The organism is Grimontia sp. THUN1695, assembly GCF_059704325.2.
The window spans coordinates 1,697,741-1,720,655 of record NZ_AP046577.1 but is presented as its reverse complement, the minus strand read 5'-3'; the positions used below and the strand labels follow the sequence as shown (position 1 = coordinate 1,720,655).

Sequence of the window (22,915 nt, the reverse complement as noted above, 5' to 3'; positions counted from 1 at the left end):
GTTTTAAATTTATCTAAAATTAAGCATCCCCGCTGCATGTCATATTTTGTAACGGGGATTTTCATGTATCTTGTTTTGGGGAATCACCAAACGCAGTAGGATTGACTAACGATATATTGTCCTGGGATTAGGAATATTGAAAAAAACAATAAAAATCACCGCATTATTGCTTGGTCTTACACCTTTGTGTGCTCTGTTTCTTGCATTCAATCCTCTTGTTGCCTTGGTTCAGTCAACCATGCAGGAATCTAAAGCCCAAGAACTGAACGAGTATGTTGAGGCGCGCTCTGATCATATCAATAATGTGATCATGCAACAGTTGTTGAAATTTAACTACGATTGTTCTGAGGACGATATTCAAACCTTGCATAACCCTGAGTTTTATAACCACTACGTCCGATTCGTGGGTATGTATACGGCTGATGGAAAATCCTGTTCAACTCTGGGAGACTTTATCGGTATCAAAGAGTTACAACATGATGAATCTACACATTTGCCTATAGGGTTTCGTGTAGGGTTAACGTCAAACAAACATGCGGAATTCTTTATTCAATACTCATTGAATGGACACCATCTCTATTGGGTGCTTGATAACAGCTGGGTGAGCGAAAAAATCAACGCTCGATGTAAAGACTGTTATTTTGTTAAATTCTACTATAACGATAAAGAACTTAGTCAACTTTCTGTTGTTCGTGGTAACGAAAACATTCCTTTAGAGGATGAATCTTTAGAGTATAAATTAAAAAATAGTGATCTAAATATTGATATAGAGATTTTTACTGGAGTAAAAGCGCGTGAATTTGCAACGCACTTATTATTGATCGGCGGCATTCCTATATCTGCTTTATTAGGTCTTATTTTTATTCTGATATATCTTGTTTTTCAAGGGAAAAAAGAATCGATTACTGAACTGATACAAAGAGGGATAACACACAATCAGTTTATTCCTTACTACCAAGCTATCATTAATATTACAACAGGTAAGGTCGTCGGTTATGAAGCATTATTGCGCTGGAAAAAACATCATGAGATTGTGCCTCCTGGTATGTTTATTGGTGCCGCTGAAGAGAGCGATCTTATTGTTCCCATTACTGAACAAGTGATTCGTAAAATCATTAATGACTTGCAAAAATTGCCAAAAGAAGTTTGGGTGAGCATCAATATTGTGCCGTCTCATTTGGAAACGTCGTCACTATCAGAGTTGTTGGCAGAGCTGAATTGGCCGAGTCCACAACGGATAAAGTTTGAAATCACTGAACGGATGCCGTTTAAAAATCTAGAACGAGCCCAAAAAGAGATTTTATATCTGCAAAATAAGGGATATGAATTTAAAATTGATGACTTCGGCGTCGGTTTTGGTGGTTTTTCGTATCTACATACCTTGGGGATTACAAGCATCAAGATTGATAAATTGTTTGTAGATACCATTGGTTCGAGTGATGGAAAGCGAAAAATACTCGACTCTATTATTAAGTCAGGTAGTGATATTGACTGCGAAATAATAGCCGAAGGTGTTGATGATGAAGCCCAAGTAGCTTATCTCAAACAGCGTGGAGTCAGGCTGATTCAAGGCTTCTTTTTTGCTAAACCTGAGCCTTTGGAAAATCTCATCTAGATTCATTTTGAGCATACTATGCACATACGCACTGTACTATGCAGCCTAAAGCAAACGTAGGCTGCATAGATGTTAAGTGTTGAATTAACGCGAACAGTTAGTCATGAATTGAATTAATACACTGCATGTGGAATCATGTTCACATATAAATACTAGCCGTATCATAATCTAGAAATATCTGGTATTTCTTTAAATTTCTCGATATTATTTTTATCCCTAGGGTGTATATTAAGAACCCTCAACACTCTTGTTCTGAAACTGTTTCCGCTAAGTGTGGTCTGTTTATAGGTATCTGGTTTCCACCATTTTTTATTTATGATGTCAAGCCACGGAGACACTTGTCTTTCTAAAAACTCTTCGAAAAAAACCCTAGCCTCATTAAATACCTCTTCATTGAATGGTTGTTCTCTCACTTTTTTCATTGCATCGAAGAACTTACTTTCTAGCCTTATTATTTCTTCATTCTGTGAGGCAGAGGCTCGATCTTTTAGTTCTTTGAAAAAGAAAGAAACTTCTTTTGATAACGCACTGTCTTTATCAGCCATGTTTTTGAAAAGATCTACATAACTGAGTTTATTTTTTTCAAAGAAATGCTTCCATTCATCATTGTCTATTTTAGACCCGTTGTTTGTATAAGCATGGTTGAATCGAGCAATAGTATATGTTAAATCGTGAGTGCCAATGTGTTCTTTACTTATTTTTGTTTTACTTTCGCTGGCACTTAAACTAGCGCCCAAAACAACACCCGCACCACCAGATGCACTTATACTTCCTCCTAGGTTGGTTGCTACCGCTGTACGGGTAAACTGTTTTCTCCATCCTTTATCCCCAGGGAAGTTATCATGTTGACTATAATTAGGCTTAAACCATCGAGAGACATGTGAAAGCGTAACACTGCCGCTCATGTCAGGGGTAAAACTCACCGAACCAACAATACTATTAAGACCTTGTTCTGTCAGTATTTCATTTATTTTTTCATTCAGTGTATTGATGTTTAGCATGCTGAGTGCTGCAGAAGCCTGGCCACTTACAATAACATCAATATATTTGCCATCCCTTACTCGGCTGCAATGCTTAAAGTCTCGGTGATTGATCTCCAGTTTTCCGGAGAAAGGGCCTACTGATAATCCAAAACTGGATTTATTATCTGTTATTTTCAACTTCAATACTTTAGGCAGCGTGGTTAATTTTCTGAGCTTCACTGCTGAGCATGCGAAATCTGGGTTATATATTAACGCTTCACACCTATCGATGGCATTCATATCGTCAAAGTTAGCATCAATAAGAAGCTTACTGATATATGCATGGCCGGCTGCTGCAAATTGTAAGAATTGATGCCGGCCTATTGCTGACCATCGATCTTCGATGGCATGCTTTTCTGCCTTCAGAGCATTTTTCAAAGCATTATTGGCGTTATTGTTTAACTTTTCACCATCGTATCTCTTTACAATACTGTTATAATCAGAAACGTCTGCTTCCAGCATACTTAACAGCTTTAATAAATTTTCTTTGCTGCTATCTAGATCAATTTCATCTTTTATTCTAACGTAGAATTCAGAGGGCAGTTCACTGACTCTTTTTAGATCTTCTACAAATTTCTGATATCCTTCTGCTTTAATATCAATTAGGGTTAGCGATTGATTGGCTGATACACCTATACCCACGCTTAGATTTCTTAGCCCAGCATTCGTTTTTCCGCCTATATCGGCTGAAGTCACATTTATATTTGCTTCATTAGGTGCAGTGATAGAGGGTTTTATACAAAAAACATCTGCATTCAAACCTAGCACAGAATGCATTAATTGATTAAGCCTGATTGATGTGTTGCACGCATCTCGTTGTGCTTGATGTAAACTTTTAGTTGAACTTGATGAAAGCTTGTCAACAAAAGAGTTTTTCATTTTCCGTAACGAAAATCTAATATCCTCATACCTAGCAAAATTTTCCACAGAAGAGAACTCTTTCTGTAGAATTTTTTCTTTTTTAACTTGACCTTTAACGCCTAAGTTAGCCACGGTAAAATCACAGTCTGCTCCACCATTTAGAGATAATCCTTTTGAATGCTGTTCAAATATAGTTTGGTCATCGTCAACAAATACGTTTCTCACCATGTCAGCGCTTAATCCCGCTGTAACACTCTTAATGATGCCTGTTGAATTGGCTTTAGCACCAAATCCATAACCAACACTTCCGCCTACACTAACAGTGTTCTTGAATGCAGCGCCAGCTTCTTGCATAAATCGTAACTCAGAAATTCTTTTCAGAAGATGCTGGTCACTTTTCATTTTTACCCAGCTGCATTCCATTTGCAAATTAATTAATTTAACAAGTTCTTTTATATTCCCTTTAGGTAATAATCCTGAGAGTTTATCTAGATATAGCGCTAGCAATGCTAACTCATCCAAAGTAAATTCGTCATTGCTACTGTTATTTACAATCTTACTGATATTACTCAATGTAGCGTTTAACTTGCTGCTTGATGTTAATGTTCTAATTTTTGTTTCAAGATTTTCTAGAACAACTTTGATGTCTTTTCTTAAAACACTACCATTTTCATTATTGACTTTAATTAATGGTTTTTCAGCATGTTGTTCACTTTCTATTTGTGAAACATGACTGTCTAGAGATGTCGTTCTATTTTTATTGTTCGATATCTTCCGTACTTCTAGGTTTACTTCGTTACTGTTAGATAAATCTTCTTCATTTATTCTGCCAGAATTGATATTTGAATTAGATGTAATAATAGGCATTTAACTATCCTTTTTGTTGAGTAAGACCTAGAAAATTATATGAATTTAAATAGGCATTAACGTGATTCATATTCAAGAAAAATTTTTTTTGTTAAGTTTTTATCTTTTGCTCCATGTGTGAAAATAATATGTTTTTTTATGAACTAAATCGTAATTGTATGACTGCAAGGAAAGCTGACTCATGAGAATTTATGATAAATCCCAGTTGCTACTCTAAGGCATTTTAATCGGCGTTGTTTCCTAAATCATTGAACTAATCATCGGTGCCGCGATCAGATCATCAGAACCTGAAAATGAGTGACGATGATGGGCAAAGCCAAGTACAAAATCAGCAACTGGAAGCAATACAATCAAGCATTGATTAATAGAGGTTCAGTCACCTTTTGGGTTGATGAAGCCGCTATCCAGAGTTGGCACTGCAAAAAGCACCATGGGAAACGGGGAAGAGGCTTTACGTTTACCGATGGTGCCATTGAAACGGCGCTGATGATTAAAGGCATTTTCAAGCTCCCTTTACGCGCCCTTCAAGGCTTTCTCGACTCGATATTTGTCCTGATGGATGTACCGCTGAAATCACCGTCCTACAGCTGTATCAGCAAGCGCGCCAAGACCGTTGAGGTTCAGTATCGCTTACCAAGTCGAGGGCCTGTAGCGCATGTCGTTATTGACGCCACAGGCTTAAAGGTCTTTGGCGAAGGTGAGTGGAAAATGCGGAAACACGGCAAGGAAAAGCGCCGTGTTTGGCGAAAGCTACACCTTGCGATTGATGCCAGTACGCATGAGGTCATTTCAGCTGTCGTCAGCTTGGAATCAGTAGGCGACAATGAAGTGTTACCGACGTTGCTCAATCCGTTACGCCGAAAAATCACACAGGTCAGTGCTGACGGGGCCTACGATACAAAAGCTTGCCATCAGGTGTTAAGGAAAAAAGGTATAAAGCCGACTATTCCGCCGCGCAGCAATGCTGGCTTTTGGGAGGATGGTCATCCTCGAAATGAAGCCGTGAGTGCCTTGAAATCAGGTCACTTGGAAGAATGGAAGCGAGAAGCGGGATATCATCAACGCTCCCTTTCAGAGACTGGGATGTATCGGTATAAAAAGTTACTCAGCCCACAATTGGCACTGCGTGATTACAATGCACAGGTTGGTGAGGCATTGGCGAATGTCAAAGCGATGAACAAAGTCATAAGACTAGGTATGCCTAAGAGTTACCGAGTTGGATAACTGATATAACTCGCGGTGGATCAGTACGTTAAGTGACTGATTTGATCAACAACGCCATTTTAATCTGGCGGCTATAGGGTGATTGTCCATGCAGCTTAACGTATTTGATGAGTACGTCAGGCTGCATGGATATTTAAGAGTTGAATAGAATTTAATAGTTAATACTGATAACTCAGTTTATAGTATTTCGCTATTGTTAAATCAGTCATACTTTATCGTTTATGGACTCCTATTTTTTTCATTAATCTTGTTTTTTTATCAAGGGCAGAATTTAGACTTTTACTAATATCAAGCTCTTCCCACTGACTTTTATGCTCTTGCAACCAAGGTTCGACAAGTAAACTGAGAAAATATTCAAACTGTTCTCTAGCCTTTCCAAAATTGGTATCGTTCATCTCTTTAGTATAGTCACCAATGGATTTTTCAAAATCTGCTTGAAACTGCTCTATTTCTGATGTTTTTTCTTCATTGGTTGCTTTTTTCTTTAACTCGTCAAAAAAATGCATTGATTCTTTATGAATTTTTGTATCAGGATTTGTCAATTTTTTGAACATAGTTCCATATTCAATAGAGTGTAAGTTAAAAAAATCGTCCCATTGCTTATTGTTTGCACTATTTTTCGCACTTAAATAGTACCGATTAAATCTTGTCATTGTGTAAGAAAGATTGTTAGTACCGATTTTTTCACGGATGAACTTATTTTTCTGGTGATCAATATTTGTACTAAAACCAATACTGACGCCTGGGGCGATAGATCCTGATAATTCAATACTTGTATTTGCAAATATAGACTGAGTATCCCGGGTAAACCATTTTTCGAGTCCAGCAAAATCCGTTCCTTTTGCATATGATGGTTCGAAATAACAAACCATTCTTGTATGCGTGGTGCCCGCGCCAATATCTGGGACAATGTCAATATCTGCGGGGAGTGATATCCCTTGCTGTTGAGCAGCATCTACAATCATAGAGTTCAGAGCTAGGCTATCTATCACATCTTGAAATGAAGACGATACAGTACCCGTTACAGAGATATTTGTGTATCGTCCATTCCTTACTCTGCTAGGATGCGAAAAATCTCTTTGTAAAATGTTGACCTTCAGTGATACAGATTCCGCTGAGACAGAAAATGATGTTGAAAGATCACTCATTTTTAGAGGGATGCGGCTCTTAAAACCCGTAATATCATATCTTCTTTCGCGAGAATGATGTATTTTAGGATTTTCTATTAAACTTCTCGTCCTATCTAATGTACTCATGATATTTTGATATTCTTCATCACATATCATTTTTTTATCATTTTCAATAATTAAACCACTTAAATATGCATGTGATGCAGATAAAAATTGAATAAACTGGTGTCTTCCTATTACTCCCCATCTATCTTCAATTTCGTGTTTTTCATTTCTTAAACTTTTTATTTCGCTATCATTTCTATATTTGCTGTGTCTTTGCCAATCATATTTTTGCACAACTTCATAATATTTTTCTATATCAGATTCTAAGAGATTAAGACCTGTTAGTATTGAATTAAAAGTAGTATTTCCTTGAGTGTCTTTTACAATATTTTTGGCATGTTTAGTTAAGCTAGTTGGAAGTTTATGTAATTTACCTGGATTGGATTCTATAGCATTAAAAAAACTTTCTCTTGAAAATGCACTGATTGTTTTTATACTTTTAAAATAAGATCCATCTAGTGATAAATTTGTATTAACACTTAATGAATCATTAAACTTTGTGTTTAGAGCAAGTTTTGTTTTTGCCTTCACTTCCCCCGAGATTGTAGTTGCAATCGCCTTGTTTGGTACTTTAATGCTAGGACCAGGGGTATAAAAATCTGTACAGATACCCAATTGACTATTAAGTAATTCGTTTAATCGATAACTACTGTCGCTAGCTTTCTGAAGTATAAATGATCGTTTGTTTTGCTTAACCTTCAGATTTTTGTCTTGTTCTTCTATTTTGTTTACACTTAAATAATGATCTAAATCATTATATTCTTCAATCTTGGTTTGAGAGTATTGGATTTCACCACAAAAATCTGCTCCAATATTTAATGTATCAGAAATGTCAACAGAAATTACCCCCTTCAAACCTAATATACCGCTTACATTTTTTTCCTTAAAGAGCATTGCCTCATCATTAGGCGCTAAGGAAACGCCACTAGATGCTTTTAAAGAGATGTCTAAAGATGGACCAAATGATGCTAGAGTATCATTTAAAGAACAAAGATCTACTCCTGCTGATAATCCTAGGGTAACATTTTTAGTCTTGGATGAGCCTGGATCTTTGAGATAACTGTATGTTTTTTTTAAGATATCATACTCATGACTAATTTTATTTTTAATAATAATGGATTTCATGTGTAATGATAATAATATAACCAGCTCTTTAAATTCGTTTTTCTTTATGTTGTCACTTAATTCTTTATATTTTTCACAGATCGTTTTTAGATCATCAATTGATAATTTTTTATTACCTTCTTCAATTTCATCAATTATGTCACTAACACTTTCTAAATGTTTTAATGATGCTTCTTTTTGTTTAAATATTTTATCATTTTTATTGATGTTTTCTATTATGGCTGAATTTATCAACTTCAAATTATGCATGGAAATATGAGAGTTAGATACATAAATCTCAGTTTTTTCTGCTTTATCTGACTTTATAGTGTATGCTTTTTTACCACTCAAGTCCATATGAGATATTTTTTTAATTTCAACATTTGAACCATTTTTATTTGATTCACTCTTCTTTCCGTCGTTATAAAAATTTGCACTTTGACAATTCGACATTATGCCTTTCATAAAATACTTTCCTCACTGACATCCTTGGAGACAAATGAAAATTAATTTATTTTTCGTTATATAGAAGAAGCAGTGAGCGTTCTGCTTCCTCTTTGTATTATAAAATTTAGTAAATCATTATTTCTTTAAAATTCGAATTGAGCTGATTTTGTCATTGAACATATCAGCATTTCCTTTCATGCTACTCCTTGTATAATAGTCTCCTTGATAGTTTTCATGTTCATAAAAACGCACTTCCCAGTTTGATGGCATTTCCCATGACGACATAATGTCATTGAATTCATTGCCTACATACGGCATATCATTAAAAACTGCTAAGCTTTTCCCTTGTTGGTCGTTGTGTTCATAAATAATTAAACTTTTAACCTTCGACTTTCCATTTGACTGAATAATATTGTCGACTAATCGACCGCCTGGAAAATCCATAACAACAATGCCAAGATGTTGGGGAAGTTTAGCTTCTTCAATCCATTTATTTGTTAACTGGTTTGTACCTGAAAAATAAATACTGCAAAGATCACCTAAGCAAGAGCGTCTTGGAAAGTCAGGATACTTCTTTGCATTTGTGGTTGATATGCCAGTCCACAATTTTGGTGCATGAGACTGAGGACTAGATTTTCCACTTGCAACAAAATAGGGAAATGAGCCTACTGAACCTGATAGGTAATTCAAGGATAGTCTATTTTTATCTATTGAATAAAAATGTTGCTTTACTAATTCCCATTTTTATATAGATCCCAGTTCGTTGTGAGATGGTATTCATCTTATATATTTAAACTTGATCTTTCTATACTAATGTGACTTCCAAAAACATTAAAGTCCCGTATAAATACAAATTTACCTCTCACATCGTCTAGCAGTGGATTATTAGATTTTGGGATAGCGTTGTAATGTTTATATTGCTCTAAAACTTGGTTAAATCGGTTGAAAAATTAGTGTTCGTGATCACTTGCTCCACCTTCGTTTTGTATTCTAATTAAGGCTGTTTCCGACGGGTTACGGGCTAAAAAATTTGCTACTTTGGAAAGCAGTGAATCAAATGTCTGATGTTGGGAAATCGGACCATGATAAGCCCATAGATCATTATTTCGATACTTAAAATGGACATCAAGATAGCGGATCCCCATCTCTAGCTGATCTGCAACATCTAGGGTTTGCGTTGCAGTAATATCTCCACCATGCATTGATAATGAGTTATGTGTGCCGGGTATGGAGATTTCACTCAGCCTTTTATTTTCATCGATTGCGCGCATCCAATCTTGGTTTGTATAGCCAGCATAGTTATCCCAAAGATATGGAAGGTCATAGCCTGGAACCATTTCACCATCTAAGGGAGAAGATATGGCACTTGATGAAAAAAAGATCATAGATAAAGAGAGCAATAACGTTTTCTTCATATTTTTTCTCTGCTTTAGATATGGTAATTACATTTTGTTTTTATGGGTTTGTTAATTAATCACTGCCAGCGTGTCTACATGCTGATAAGTGATTTAATTTCCTGTGAAATCTCATTTCACCGTAAAGTATTATGAATGAGTCGCAATGAAATATTTTTGATAAAATGTGATAATATATGAAAAAGCAGCGTCAGCCTGAGAATATTTGTGAGTTTATTGAATAAATAGAAATTGTATTTGCGGGGTTCTTTCAGGGCGTCCGCATGAATGGTTAGGATTTAGCCATTGACGTCAATCCGGCCATAAGGACCTGCTCCAAGAAGGCGGGTTTCATCATGCAACGTTTCTGTTTCATCGGTACGCTAATCTTGGTGGGTTCTGCCCTGAGCATGTTAAGTGCCATGTGCCTTAACCCTGCCAAGTTTTCAGCGGCGTTTGCTCGGTAAATCTGGCAAGCATCTTCCCGCATACTGACATCTAAAATCCAATGCATGGACTCAATGCCCCAGTGAGCCCGGATTGCATCTCCTGCCTGCTCTGGGGTCAGCTTGGCTGAACTGATGTAGTAGCGATACTCCAACTCTGGCTCTTTGCCTTTTGCTGCCCGGTAGTTTTCGACCATCACAATACTGGTTAGCCCATTCCAGATGGAGAAGTCACCGTCCAACTCACATGCACTCAGGACATGACAAGTACGCGCTTCAATCCGGCCTTTCTGCTTCTCAATTTGACATGTGCCTCTGTCAATCGGAGCGCGTCGATGTGGACTGAAAGCGGCCTGTACCGCTGCCGCTAACTTGCCTTGATTGCCCTTAACCGCCAATAAATAATCGCCGCCTTTGCGCGTGATAGCCTTGGCTATCTTGGTCTGGCAGGCCATCGCATCAATCGTCACGATGGCGCCTCGCAAGTCGAGCATCTGGATCAATGCGGGTATCGCGGTGATTTCATTGCTCTTAGTATCGGTTTTAAGCTGGCCCAATACGAGTTGGTTGGCGCTGGCATAGGCACTCACCATATGGATGGTGCTTTGCCTGTCGTTTCTGTCATAAGAGCCGCGTAAGGTCTTGCCGTCAATGGCGACCACTTCACCACAGGTTAGCTTGTGAACGGCTTTCATCCAGGCTAGAAAGCAATCGCGGAATTCAGCGGGATCAATATTTGAAATCAGACGAGCAAAGGTATCATCAACGGGCACCCCTTTTTCAAACAAGCCCTGTTTAAGGAACCACTCATGGTGACCAAGAACGTACTCGCGAATATCAGTCCAGCCTTGGCCTCCAGCGATAACGGCACAGATTGAACCAAATAGAATATCAAACAGTGGGTAGTCTACTTTTGCGCTTTGCCGCTCGTCACGGATGATGCTGAAATACGCTTTGATGGTATCTAAATTCATGGCTTCTCCTCAAAAGAGGAGCATAAGATCACAGTCGACTCGTCAGGTCAATTTTGACCTCGAATTGGACAAAAAATATTCATGATCTTGCCCTGGGGGTTCTTTGAGGCTGTCATTAAAAGGAAATATCTGCGAGTAAAAGAAAGGATGGCAGGAAGAAAAAAGCCAGTCAGAATGACTGGCTTGGGGAAGAAAAGGGCCTTTGGAATCAGACCATGTTAGCTATTGTACGTGGTCGACACTGTGTCACCGCCCTTACCGGTCCAGTTGGTGTGGAAAAATTCACCACGCGGACGGTCAGTGCGCTCGTACGTGTGTGCGCCGAAGTAGTCACGTTGTGCCTGAAGCATGTTTGCTGGAAGACGGGCTGTGGTATAACCATCCAGGAAGGTTAGTGCCGATGACATACCCGGAACTGGCAGGCCAATTTCGAACGATTTTGCGACCACTTTACGCCATGAGCCCATGCAGTTTTCAAGAATGTTCTTGAAGTATTCATCAGAGCCCAGGAATTTCAGGTCTGGGTTCTTCTCGTACGCATCTCGGATATTGCCAAGGAAAGCACTGCGGATGATACAGCCGCCGCGCCACAGCAGGGCAACGTTGCCGTAGTTCAAATCCCAGTTGAATTGCTCAGACGCTTCGCGGATCAGCATAAAGCCCTGTGCGTAAGAGATGATTTTCGCTGCCAGCAGCGCTTTGCGCAGGGCCTCCAGCCACTCATTACGGTCGCCTTCTACAGGACCAATTTTGTGTTGGAACAGGGCTGCCGCTTCTTCTCGCTCTTCTTTACGGGCAGACAGTGCGCGGGCAAAGACAGACTCGGTGATCAGTGTCAGTGGAATGCCAAAATCCAGTGCGTTGATGCCGGTCCATTTGCCGGTGCCTTTCTGACCTGCGGTATCCAGAATTTTCTCCAGCACGATCTCGCCGTCTTCGTCGCGGTAACCCAGAATGTCAGCACTGATTTCCATCAGGTAGCTGTCCAGCTCCGTTTTGTTCCACGCCTTCATGGTGGCCTGCATTTCATCGTGGTTCATGCCCAGACCTTCTTTCATGAAGTGGTAGGCTTCACTGATTAACTGCATATCGCCGTATTCAATGCCGTTGTGAACCATTTTCACAAAGTGACCTGCACCTTCACGTCCAACCCAGTCACAGCACGCTTCGCCGTTGTCGGTTTTTGCAGAGATTGCCTGGAAAATAGGTTTCACTGCTGGCCAGCCAGCAGGGTTACCGCCCGGCATGATAGAAGGTCCGAAACGCGCGCCTTCTTCACCGCCGGAAACGCCAGCACCGATAAAGATCAGGCCTTTTTCTTCCAGCGCTTTCATACGGCGGGTGCTGTCAGGGTAGTTAGAGTTACCGCCATCAATAATGATGTCGCCTTCTTCCAGCAAAGGTGTCAGTGCATCGATGAACTGATCAACAACCTCACCCGCGCGCACCATCAGCATCACTTTGCGTGGTTTTTCGAGCTTTTCTACCAGATCTTCCAGTGAGTATGCGCCAATGATGTTGGTGCCTTTCGCTGGACCTTCCAGAAATTCATCGACCTTAGAGGTTGTGCGGTTGTAAGCAACAACGTTAAAGCCGTTGTCGTTCATGTTCAAAATAAGGTTTTGGCCCATTACCGCCAAACCAATGACACCGATATCGCCTTTCATTTATTTCTCCTTACGCCAATGCCTTCGCGGCAGCAGCATCTAAATACCATTCAGTTTTGCCGTGTGTTGATTGAATATGTGCAGCCGGGTACGGCAGGTCAGTCTGCGTGTTGTCACCATGAATAGCGCTAATCATCTCTGCTTTGCTTTCCCCCAACACCAGATAGCTGATGCGATCGGCATTGTTCAGCAGGCGCGCGCTTTTCGAAACGCGAAGTTGACCAGATTGTGGGTGTGCCGCCACGACGGTCAGGGCGGGTTCATCATAATCAGTTTGCCCCGGGAACAGTGACGCTGTGTGGCCGTCGTCGCCCATGCCTAGCAGGATCCAGTCAAACGCGGGCAGGCCATTTTTTTCGGGTACTGTGGCGTTGATTTCGTCTGCCAGACGCTTTGCTTCGTGCTCTGGGTCATCTTCACCACGAATACGGTGGATGTTCTCTGCCGGAATTTGAATGTGGCGAAACAGCAGGGTATTGGCTTCGCCGTAGTTGCTTTGTGCATCGTCTGGCGACACGCAGCGTTCGTCGCCCCACCAGAAGTGGAGGTTCTGCCATTGGATGCTGTCAGCCCATTCTGGCTGGGCTAAAAGTTTAAACAGCAGTTTGGGAGTACTGCCGCCGGAAAGTGAGATATGAACCGGACGTCCTTCTTCACTCAGGCTTTTCATTGACGACGCCAGTTCAAGGATCACGGCGTCAGCATTGTCGAGAATGCGGAATTCCTTCATATCACAGCTCGCAATATTCTGTATTTGTGAGGTTTTTACAGGGATAGCGCCATTCGCGTCCATCGCGCTTTAATAGCTCGTCGGCCTGCTCTGGGCCCCAGGTTCCGGCTGCATAGCCAAACAGGGCGTCTGGGTTTTCCTTGTAGCGCAGGATGGGCTCTACAAATTCCCAGCATGCTTTTACGGCATCGGAGCGGGCAAACAGGGTAGAGTCCCCTTTGATCGCATCCAGCAGCAGACGTTCATACGCGGTCAGCAACTGGGCTTCCTGAAGGCTTTGATAGTGAAACTCCATGGAGACTTCTTTGGCTTCAAACCCTGCGCCCGGTTTTTTCAAACCAAAGCTCATCAGGATACCTTCGTCCGGCTGGATACGGATGATAAGTTTGTTTTCCGGTGCGTTTGCACCAAATACCGGGTGCGGGGTTTTCTTGAAGTGAATAACCACTTCTGTCACACGGGTAGGTAGGCGCTTACCGGTGCGCACGTAAAACGGCACGCCATTCCAACGCCAGGTGTCGACGAACATCTTAAGACCGATGTAGGTTTCTGTGCGTGAATCATCGGCGACACCGGGCTCTTCACGGTAACCGGGCAAGGCTTCACCACGCACGTTGGAGGCGGTGTATTGCCCTAACACCAGATTGTTTTTCAAATCTTCGTCACTCAGCGGACGGAAGCTTTGCATCACTTTGGTGACTTCATCACGGATGGAGTCGGAACGGATCGCTGCGGGTGGTTCCATCGCCACCATACCCAGTACCTGTAACAGGTGATTCTGGAACATGTCGCGCACTGCGCCTGAATGGTCGTAGTAGCCGCCACGGCCTTCTACGCCAAGAAACTCGGCGCCGGTGATTTCAACGTAATCGATGAAATTGCGGTTCCACAGCGGTTCAAACATGCCGTTAGAGAAACGGAAAACAAACAGGTTCTGTACCGTTTCTTTACCCAAGTAGTGGTCAATGCGATAAACCTGGTCTTCGGCAAACTGGTGATGCAGGCTGTCGTCCAGTGCTTCCGCGGATGCCGTATCGTAACCGAAGGGTTTTTCAACGATCAGCCGTTTCCAGCCATTTGTCTGGTCATTTAACTGGTGGACGGCCAGACACTCAGGGATGACGCTGTACAGACTTGGCGGTGTTGCCAGATAGTAGAGGTTGTTGTGCCCTGTGTTGTGTTTTTCGCTCAGTTCATCTAACTGGGTAACCAACTGTGCGTAATCGCTCGATTCGGCAGGATCAATAGGAAGATAGTAAAGGTGTTGGCAAAAACGTGAGAGCGTTTCTTCGTTGACCTTTTCGTTTTCCGTTAAAAACGCTGCCAGTTTCTCGCGGAATGCTTCATCTGAATAGTCGGTGCGGCTCACACCAAGGATCGTGAAGTTTTCCGGCATCATGCCATTCGCATAAAGGTGATAGAAGGCTGGGATCAACTTACGCTTGGTAAGATCACCGGAGGCACCAAAAATCACGATATTATTGTTTTCTTTCGCCATATGGACTTCCCTACGATGGGCGATAATTTGGACGTAAATTGACAAAAGTTAAAGGGTCATCAGGCCCTTAAAATCACGGGATAACATAGCAGTATTTTTCATTGTTAATGATTGGTTTTACCTATTCTTTTGATAGGTTTTTCTTGAAATACCAATCAAACTTAGCGCCAGTTCAACAATGTCTGGATAAATGAACTGTTTATGGTCACTTTTCTTTCTTTCTTTATTTTACCACTGAACCCGTAAGAAAAGTTGAGTGAGGAAGAAAGGGAGGCGCAATGTCACCCCCAATCACGGTCATTTGTATAATTTTACGTGTGCTTCCATCTCTTCGCCGATCTGCTTGCGCATGTTCATCAACCGAATCGCGGATTGCTCCAATACTTTGTCTTCTTCGGTTTCCGGTATCCATTTCGGGATAGATGTAGGTTTACCTGTTTCGTCAACGGCAACCATGATGACGATACAGTGTGTGGTAAGACGGTTTTTCATCTCTTTGGGGTCACTGGCCTGTACATCGATGGCAATGTGCATTGAGGAATTGCCGGTGTAAATCACCTTGGCGCTGACTTCAACCAGATTACCAACATGGATGGGTTGCACGAAACGAATGCCACCGGCATACGCTGTGATGCAGTACTTTCCGCTCCAGGCCGCCGCGTTGGCGTAAGCGGCAAGGTCAATCCACTTCATCACCGCACCACCGTGAACCTTCCCACCGAAATTGACATCTCCCGGCTCTGCCAGAAAGCGCAATGTCATGTCCCTTTGTCCTGTACCCATTGTTTCCATCCTTACTGCTTGGGGTTGATATCTTATTTATAATACACCTAAACAACCTGAAGATGCCTGAATTCAGAGGTTATCAATGCCATAGGCAAACCCGTCTTCCAGTGTGATAATGCGTATCCCCATCTATGGGGATACGGCTTGGTATTTTTTATTTTGTGGTGCGAGATGTTGTCTGAAAGACGCGCTTCCTTGATTTTGCTTGCTGCAACGGTATTGGCAGCCTGGGGTTGGATTTTTTCGAAAGAGGCGATTCAGGGCATGCCGCCGTTTGGTTTCGTCGGCCTTCGTTTTATTGCTGCCTCTCTGTTTCTTGTTCCTTTTTGTTTTAAGGCGCTGAAACGCGTTGAGAAGAGCGATTTTATTCGTGCCGCCGGTGTTGGCAGCTTGCTTTCCTGTGCGTTGCTTTCCTGGATTTATGCCATGTCGGTGAGTGCCTCACTTGGTGAGGGGGCGTTTATCATGAGCCTTTCTATGCTGTTTGTGCCGCCGATTGCCTGGGTGCTTTTCAAACAAAAGCCGCCACGTATATTCTGGGTGTCGATGCCGATTGCCGTGTCTGGTTTGTCGCTGTTATCACTCGGTGGTGTGGGGTGGCAATTGTCAGCCAGCCAAATCTGGTTTTTGTTAGCGGCATTGAGTCTTGCCATCCATTTCAATGTCAATAACCGCTATGCGCAGCGGATCCCTGCGCTGGTGTTGACCTGTATCCAGCTTTTTGTCACCGGTGTAGTCGCTTCGGTTGTGTCATTGCTGACAGAGACCTGGCCAGAGCAAGTGCCGTCGAATATCTGGGTTTGGTTTGTGCTGAGCGTTGTTGTCGCCACCAGTCTTCGCTATTTAATGCAAACGCTGGGACAAAAGGGGGCGAGTGCGGCCAATGCCGCCATCATTATGATCCTTGAACCGGTCTGGACAGTGGTGCTCAGTGTTGTGTGGTATCACGAAGCCATGCCCGCCCATAAAATCGCCGGTTGCTCGTTGATCCTGGCGTCATTGCTGATTTACCGGGGGATAGCGCCCCTTCAACGGTGGCTCCGGAGAACGTCATCATGATCACTGCTTTAAAGTTTGCATACATGGGTGAGCTCTATGGCATCGCATTTTTCCGGTATTTTATTGACAATCGGGAAGACGGTGATAAGCAGGGCACATGGCAACGTCTGCTGGACATTGAGCAGTTGACCGCCCAGCAATTACGTCAGGGATTAGAACTGCTTGGTGAACAGGTGCCAGAAACGGATGAAGCTATGACATTCAAGGGGATGAGTGATGCCAAAAAATGGGCCAATTTACCTTGGCCGCAATTGATTGACACCATGGTCGATTGGGTCGCACCCTACCAGCAACGTTATCAAGCCAACACTGACGCAGCGACGGAATATCTGGATCTGTTTACGCTTGTCAGTGACCACGAAAACGCGATTTATGACTTCCTGTTAGCAGAGAAAAATGGTGCGGCAAATCCCGGTGCTATTCTCGATGGTTTTTTAGCTCACTATTCAGTGACAGCATGAATTTTCACGGCGATTCCAATCAGTGGCTTCGCTATCCAGTCAGACACGCGGTGGGCAACGCTAGCAACTGAATGCCTAACGCCGCGGTTTGTGACCCTCTTCTCTTTTTGTTGTCACAAAACGGCCGTGTTACCGTACTGCTTCCGCTTTAATCAATATATTTTGTATGAACAACTCAACTGCCCCTTTTGATGTGATGTCAGTGCTGGGGGCGGTATAACAAGGAAAGCGAGTAGGAGTACCCAATGCAAAATTCCTTTGACCATACACTGCCTGATGCACAGGGATATTTCGGCGAATATGGTGGCAGCTTTATCCCGCCGGAATTGGAATCCATCATGATTGAAATTGCGGCTGCCTATGAGGAATGTCGCAAGGATCCGGCATTCAGGGCTGAGCTGGCACGTCTGTACAAGCATTTCGTCGGCCGGCCAAGTCCTATTTTTCATGCAGAAAACCTGTCTAAAAAGTACGGTGCAGATATTTATCTAAAGCGTGAAGATCTCAATCATACGGGGGCGCACAAAATTAACCATTGTCTGGGTGAAGCGTTGCTGGCAAAAAAAATGGGCAAGAAAAAGCTGATTGCTGAAACCGGTGCCGGGCAGCATGGCGTAGCGCTGGCAACGGCTGCCGCGTTGGTTGGGCTGGAATGTGATATCTACATGGGGGAAGTGGATATTCGCAAAGAGCACCCGAATGTGGTGCGCATGCGTATTCTTGGTGCCAATGTTATCCCGGCAACCCACGGACGCAAGACACTGAAAGAAGCAGTGGATTCAGCCTTTGAAGCCTACATGAAAGATCCGGTAAACCAACTGTATGCGATTGGTTCTGTGGTGGGGCCACACCCATTCCCGATGATGGTTCGTGATTTCCAATCCATAATTGGCAATGAAGCAAAAGTTCAGTTTAGGGAAATGACCGGTGGCTTGCCGAGGAATCTGGTTGCCTGCGTAGGCGGCGGTTCGAACGCGATGGGGTTGTTTACGGCATTTCTGGACGATGAAGGCGTCGCCATTCATGGTTGTGAACCTGCGGGACGGTCGCTGAATGTTGAAGGTGAACATGCCGCCACGCTGACGCTGGGTGAGCCGGGCGTTATGCACGGTTTCAAATCTTACATGCTGAAAGATAAAGACGGAGAGCCGCAGGAAGTGTATTCGGTGGCAAGTGGCCTGGATTATCCATCCGTCGGCCCGCAGCACAGCTACCTGAAAGATTCGGGACGCGTGAGCTATGGCACGGTCAGCGATGATGAAGCGATTGATGCGTTTTTTGAACTGTCCCGCCTTGAAGGGATTATTCCGGCCATTGAATCGTCACATGCTGTGGCGTACGCCTTTAAATTGGCAAAGCAGGGTGAGAAAGGTTCTATCCTGATCAACCTATCAGGCCGCGGTGATAAAGATATCGATTTTGTCGTTGAAAATTACGGAAAGGAATACGGTATTGGGTCCCTGACTTGATTTAAGGTAGGTTGAATAACCGAAAACGACGCCCAGCATCTGCTGGGCGTCCTCATTTAGAAAGGGGCCGCAAGGCCAAGGCTTAGTTGTAGGCGCGTGCAAAGGTACCGTCGCAGCTCACTAGGTATTCGCCCACATAGGCAGGAATGAATACTGACTGGCCTTTATCCAGATTAAGGCACTCACCGCTGGCGTGTGATACCGTGAGGGGTGAATCAACGGCAATCAGGATTTCTGCACTTTCAGTGCTCAGGGATTCGTTTTGGGTGTTGCGGTAAACACTGAACTTGAAATCTGGCACAGGCACAGGGTAATGCTGTGCGTTGCCATCAATAGTTGGCGCCAAAAGAACGTTGCCCTTTGACATGGGCACGCAACGGGTGCAGGCAATCAGTTCAGCCACATCCATATGTTTCGGTGTTAGGCCTGCGCGCAAGACGTTGTCTGAGTTCGCCATGATCTCAAGTCCTGTGCCTTTGATGTATGCGTGCGGCGTACAGGCATCCAGGAACATCGCTTCACCTGGCTGAAGGGTCAGGGTGTTCAGGATAAGCGGCGAGAACAAACCAATATCGCCTGGGTACTGCTCTGACAGGGTCAGCACCAGCGCAAACAGTGTGTCCGCTTGATTGGATTGCGCGAATGCCAAGAGCTTTGCGACGGCAGCGTCCTTGGTTTCGCCGTTGAGTGAAAGCAGAGCGCCAAAGAAATCACTAAGGCCTTGCTCGCTCTGGTTTGCTTCAAGCGCATCAACCATCGCCGACAGTTCTTCGATGTTGATCCGGTGGAAAAAGCCCAGAATTTCGCTGTAATCGCGGAAACCATTCATTGCCTGATAGGGCGTGAGCGCAAACACCAACTCTGGTTTATGGTTGGCGTCTTTGTAATTACGAACGCTGGCTGAAAGAGGAATTCCCGCTGCGTCTTCTTTGGCAAATCCTGCTTCTGCCTGTGCTTTGCTTGGGTGTACTTGTACCGACAACGCCTTCTCTGCGCACAGCACTTTGAACAGGTATGGCAGCTCGCCAAACTGTTTTGCGGTGTCCTGGCCCAAAATGCTTTCCATGTCCGAGCGGATAAAGGCTGACAGCAGGGTCTCTTTGCCATCGACAAGGATTTTGGAGCAGCCGTTTGGGTGGGCGCCCATCCAGATTTCAGCTTGTGGTTTGTTTTCCGGATTTGGCATGTTGAAAAGTTCGGTTAGCGCGGTACAACTGCCCCAGGCATAATCCTGAATTGCATTTTTCAGAGGGAAAAAATGTGTTGTCATTGTTCTTCTTTGAGCTGTTAATATTCTAGAAAAGAGTCTACCAGATCCTGATTGTTACTTACTGATCCTGCACAATTTAAAACATGTCCCTCACCCGATAACGTTACTTGGTTATATTGGCGGTAAAACTGCGTCATCGGTTAGGATAGGGGTGTCTTCGTGATTATGCCCGCATTTCTATAACTTGATGATCAGGATTTTCCATAAGGGCAATGCCTGCAACCATTGCCACAGCAAGAACCACGCCTTAAGTGATACCACGCAGAGAAGACATAACGTCCTTTTTCTATGGTGTAATCCAATCCTTCAACCAAGGTTTTCTGATCCCGGTAGGGCTTCGCCAGACGAATCAAATCATTGGTAGTGTATTGCTGATAAAGGCTTTCCAGTTTTTCGTTAATACGCTTGGCAAGACACTGTTGGCACAGGCATGACAGACTATCGCGCTTTGGGGTTGGGAAAAGGTTTGGATACTGCATACACCAGCATTGGCCGGTTTCAGCGGTGCAGGAAAGTGCGTTTCCGCACTCAGGACATTGGCTCATGGGAATATCGTGATTTGAAACAAGGGCGTCATTATGGTCACATCTGCGATGACGATGCAATTTCGTTGCAATCGGTACGACCCTAATGCAAGCCGTGACGCCCTCAGCGTTCTTTGGTTTTAGGTTTACTGGCTGAATTTTGGGACGAACCAAGCTATCAGGATTGCCAGCAATGCAAAGCCAACGGTTGTAATTGCCAAAATGTGAATGCTGGAGTTTGACAGCTGCGTGGCTACTCCCACCGCTGCCGCAATACCTGAAACACCAACAAGCGACAACACAAACCCTCTTTTACCCAATGGCTGCGACACGCGGGTTGCGTGCTTTTCCATCAATAACAGCACAGAGGCAAAGACGAGGGAAAACGCCAGACAATAAAGGAAAGTCGGTTGAATCTGTGTCGCTGCCAGTGGCAAGGCGATAACCCCTATTCCTAACCAAAGCCTTGGTGTTGCAATCCATTCCTTTTGTGTAAAAGACTGCGCCGCGGCGGCAATGAGTGTGCCCACGACGGCGCCGGCCACTACATCCGTGACATAGTGCACCCCAAGATAAACCCGGCTGAGTGCGACCAGTACAGATGGTACCAGCCAAATTGCCAGGGAGTTCCTGCCAGCTTGTTTCAGCCAAAAGTAAATCAGTCCCCACACGGCAAAGGCAGTGGCGGTGTGCCCGCTGGGAAACGCAAAGCCAGAGGCACTTGCCAGCTGTAAATCTGGGTAAAGATAGAATGGGCGCGGCACCGCAAAATGCAGTTTGGCAAATCCGACCACTAACGTGACGGCGACAGTGGCAAATAGCACTTGCGAAGCGCGTTTAAACCCGCCTGTTGCCATTGCAAAAGGGATCAGGATAAAGAAGAGGACACCGTTACCCAATCCTGACGAGGCTTTTAACACGGTGCCGACCAGAGATGGTAACGTGTTAATGATGTTCTGGACGCCATGGTTCAAAGACGCATTCCAACGATTAAATTCACTGCTGAGATGGTGGAAATCCTTATAGTGCTGGGTTTCACTGGGCGTGGTGACATGGAGTAGCGTAGGAAACATATCAACCTGCTCCGGAAACCTTGCTGCCTTTCGCATCTTGTCATCAGGTGCCATCATGTACACGGCCCGCACTTCGCGGCCAAAGTGTTCGGCCTGCCAGCTCGCTACCGTTGCGTTGCCGTCTTTTTGGTTGTGAATGGGGATAGGGGAGAGCGCCCGACAGTCAAATAAAATGGCCTGGCCAGGTCTTGCGATTTCTTTTACTACCTCAACATCGATACCTGTTTCCTCCTTCGTTTCTCTGATAGCGGCATCGGCGGGATTATCGTTATCGATATAACCACCAGGTATTGAGATGCGGTTATTGAGAATATCCCGGGTTACCAGTATCCGGCCTTCGATATCAGAAACCAGACAGGCAGCGCCTTTGATGCTTGTTTCCTCTTCGGCAGCATATGCTGGTGAAAAACTGATAATTGAAAGAATGAAAATGAGGAGTATTTTTTTCATTGTCGTCGTTGAATCGTTTCTATTGTGGGGTATTGTAGCAGTGTGGTTCAGGGAGATCGCGCCTACCAAAAAAATGTTTGATGGATATATGACGCTAAATTCGCAATTTCAAGATGTTGACTATTCGGATTTTATGCAGGCATTCAACAATGCCTTTGATTGCTTTTTGAGCATTCAAATAAGAACACACAAAAAGGGGGTTTACAGGCGGAAAAGACCCCAGTATTATTCGCCGCACTTACGGAGAGATGGCTGAGTGGTTGAAAGCACCGGTCTTGAAAACCGGCATACGTTAATAGCGTATCTAGGGTTCAAATCCCTATCTCTCCGCCATATTAGGAAAGCCCGCTGAAGTCAGCGGGCTTTTTTGTATCTGAAACAAACCTTTGGAGATAGGGAGGCAGAACCCTAGACCCTTGGGGTTCAGCCGAGCGAAGCGAGACAACGTTGCCCGGCGAAGCCGAAAAGGCAACGGCCCGAAGGGCAAGGGAGCTTGCGACCGAGTAAATCCCTATCTCTCCGCCATATTAGGAAAGCCCGCTGAAGTCAGCGGGCTTTTTTGTATCTGAAACAAACCTTTGGAGATAGGGAGGCAGAACCCTAGACCCTTGGGGTTCAGCCGAGCGAAGCGAGACAACGTTGCCCGGCGAAGCCGAAAAGGCAACGGCCCGAAGGGCAAGGGAGCTTGCGACCGAGTAAATCCCTATCTCTCCGCCAAATTAGGAAAGCCCGCTGAACT

General features: G+C 43.9%; 17 protein-coding genes, 1 tRNA gene and 2 other RNA genes. 8 read left to right on the top strand and 12 right to left on the bottom strand.

Annotated elements, in window-relative coordinates; all coding sequences use genetic code 11:
• Positions 1-136 precede the first annotated feature (136 nt).
• Positions 137-1,615 (top strand): EAL domain-containing protein, encoded by a 1,479-nt coding sequence (locus AC6IB1_RS11305; RefSeq protein ID WP_497566753.1) that lies wholly within the window; start codon positions 137-139, stop codon positions 1,613-1,615.
• 161 nt (positions 1,616-1,776) lie between these two features.
• Here AC6IB1_RS11305 and AC6IB1_RS11300 read toward each other — a convergent pair whose 3' ends face one another.
• Positions 1,777-4,365 carry a hypothetical protein gene (locus AC6IB1_RS11300; RefSeq protein WP_497566752.1) on the bottom strand — a complete coding sequence of 863 codons (2,589 nt, stop codon included), beginning with the start codon at positions 4,363-4,365 and terminating at the stop codon, positions 1,777-1,779.
• 306 nt (positions 4,366-4,671) lie between these two features.
• Here AC6IB1_RS11300 and AC6IB1_RS11295 point away from each other — a divergent pair, with 306 nt between their 5' ends.
• Positions 4,672-5,589 (top strand): IS5 family transposase, encoded by a 918-nt coding sequence (locus AC6IB1_RS11295; RefSeq protein ID WP_032475470.1) that lies wholly within the window; start codon positions 4,672-4,674, stop codon positions 5,587-5,589.
• A gap of 212 nt (positions 5,590-5,801) precedes the next feature.
• Here the strand turns inward: AC6IB1_RS11295 and AC6IB1_RS11290 are convergent, their stop codons facing one another.
• The 8 genes from AC6IB1_RS11290 to AC6IB1_RS11255 all read right to left on the bottom strand — a co-directional run bounded on the left by AC6IB1_RS11290 (position 5,802) and on the right by AC6IB1_RS11255 (position 15,867).
• Complete coding sequence (locus tag AC6IB1_RS11290) at positions 5,802-8,393, bottom strand: hypothetical protein (protein ID WP_497566751.1); 2,592 nt, start codon at positions 8,391-8,393, stop codon at positions 5,802-5,804.
• Positions 8,394-8,510: 117 nt separating this feature from the next.
• Entirely contained in the window at positions 8,511-9,065 is a 555-nt protein-coding gene (locus tag AC6IB1_RS11285; RefSeq protein ID WP_497566750.1) for a peptidase inhibitor family I36 protein, read from the bottom strand.
• 260 nt (positions 9,066-9,325) lie between these two features.
• Positions 9,326-9,790, bottom strand: a complete 465-nt coding sequence (locus tag AC6IB1_RS11280) for a phosphatidylinositol-specific phospholipase C domain-containing protein (RefSeq protein WP_497566749.1) — start codon at positions 9,788-9,790, stop codon at positions 9,326-9,328.
• Positions 9,791-10,061: 271 nt separating this feature from the next.
• Positions 10,062-11,189 (bottom strand): ISAs1 family transposase, encoded by a 1,128-nt coding sequence (locus AC6IB1_RS11275; protein WP_497566748.1) that lies wholly within the window; start codon positions 11,187-11,189, stop codon positions 10,062-10,064.
• Positions 11,190-11,407: 218 nt separating this feature from the next.
• Positions 11,408-12,856, bottom strand: a complete 1,449-nt coding sequence (gnd, locus tag AC6IB1_RS11270) for a decarboxylating NADP(+)-dependent phosphogluconate dehydrogenase (RefSeq protein ID WP_497566747.1) — start codon at positions 12,854-12,856, stop codon at positions 11,408-11,410.
• A gap of 10 nt (positions 12,857-12,866) precedes the next feature.
• Positions 12,867-13,586 (bottom strand): 6-phosphogluconolactonase, encoded by a 720-nt coding sequence (gene pgl / locus AC6IB1_RS11265; RefSeq protein WP_497566746.1) that lies wholly within the window; start codon positions 13,584-13,586, stop codon positions 12,867-12,869.
• A 1-nt stretch (position 13,587) separates the two neighbouring features.
• Positions 13,588-15,084 (bottom strand): glucose-6-phosphate dehydrogenase, encoded by a 1,497-nt coding sequence (zwf, locus tag AC6IB1_RS11260; protein ID WP_497566745.1) that lies wholly within the window; start codon positions 15,082-15,084, stop codon positions 13,588-13,590.
• A gap of 297 nt (positions 15,085-15,381) precedes the next feature.
• The gene (locus tag AC6IB1_RS11255) at positions 15,382-15,867 is read right to left on the bottom strand and encodes a hotdog domain-containing protein (RefSeq protein WP_497566744.1); all 486 of its coding nucleotides are present in this window, start codon (positions 15,865-15,867) and stop codon (positions 15,382-15,384) included.
• 174 nt (positions 15,868-16,041) lie between these two features.
• Between AC6IB1_RS11255 and AC6IB1_RS11250 the strand changes: the two genes are divergently transcribed.
• From AC6IB1_RS11250 to trpB, 3 genes are all read left to right on the top strand, one after another.
• Entirely contained in the window at positions 16,042-16,929 is an 888-nt protein-coding gene (locus AC6IB1_RS11250; protein WP_497566743.1) for an EamA family transporter, read from the top strand.
• Positions 16,926-17,390 carry a hypothetical protein gene (locus AC6IB1_RS11245; RefSeq protein WP_497566742.1) on the top strand — a complete coding sequence of 155 codons (465 nt, stop codon included), beginning with the start codon at positions 16,926-16,928 and terminating at the stop codon, positions 17,388-17,390. Before AC6IB1_RS11250 ends, AC6IB1_RS11245 begins: the two co-directional genes overlap by 4 nt.
• Before the next feature lie 245 nt (positions 17,391-17,635).
• Positions 17,636-18,859 carry a tryptophan synthase subunit beta gene (gene trpB / locus AC6IB1_RS11240; protein ID WP_497566741.1) on the top strand — a complete coding sequence of 408 codons (1,224 nt, stop codon included), beginning with the start codon at positions 17,636-17,638 and terminating at the stop codon, positions 18,857-18,859.
• An 82-nt stretch (positions 18,860-18,941) separates the two neighbouring features.
• Here trpB and manA read toward each other — a convergent pair whose 3' ends face one another.
• From manA to AC6IB1_RS11225, 3 genes are all read right to left on the bottom strand, one after another.
• Positions 18,942-20,129 (bottom strand): mannose-6-phosphate isomerase, class I, encoded by a 1,188-nt coding sequence (manA, locus tag AC6IB1_RS11235; RefSeq protein ID WP_497566740.1) that lies wholly within the window; start codon positions 20,127-20,129, stop codon positions 18,942-18,944.
• A gap of 191 nt (positions 20,130-20,320) precedes the next feature.
• Positions 20,321-20,674, bottom strand: coding sequence for a DUF5522 domain-containing protein (locus tag AC6IB1_RS11230; RefSeq protein WP_497566739.1), 354 nt, complete (start codon positions 20,672-20,674; stop codon positions 20,321-20,323).
• Positions 20,675-20,799: 125 nt separating this feature from the next.
• A complete protein-coding gene (locus AC6IB1_RS11225; protein ID WP_497566738.1) occupies positions 20,800-22,176 on the bottom strand; it encodes a phosphatase PAP2 family protein in 1,377 nt (458 codons plus the stop codon).
• Between the two features lie 242 nt (positions 22,177-22,418).
• Between AC6IB1_RS11225 and AC6IB1_RS11220 the strand changes: the two genes are divergently transcribed.
• The 3 genes from AC6IB1_RS11220 (at position 22,419) to AC6IB1_RS11210 (ending at position 22,893) form a co-directional block, all read left to right on the top strand.
• Positions 22,419-22,509 (top strand) — tRNA-Ser (locus AC6IB1_RS11220).
• A gap of 44 nt (positions 22,510-22,553) precedes the next feature.
• A non-coding RNA gene (locus AC6IB1_RS11215) (RtT sRNA) lies at positions 22,554-22,701 on the top strand.
• Between the two features lie 44 nt (positions 22,702-22,745).
• Positions 22,746-22,893: non-coding RNA, RtT sRNA (locus AC6IB1_RS11210), on the top strand.
• Positions 22,894-22,915 lie beyond the last annotated feature (22 nt).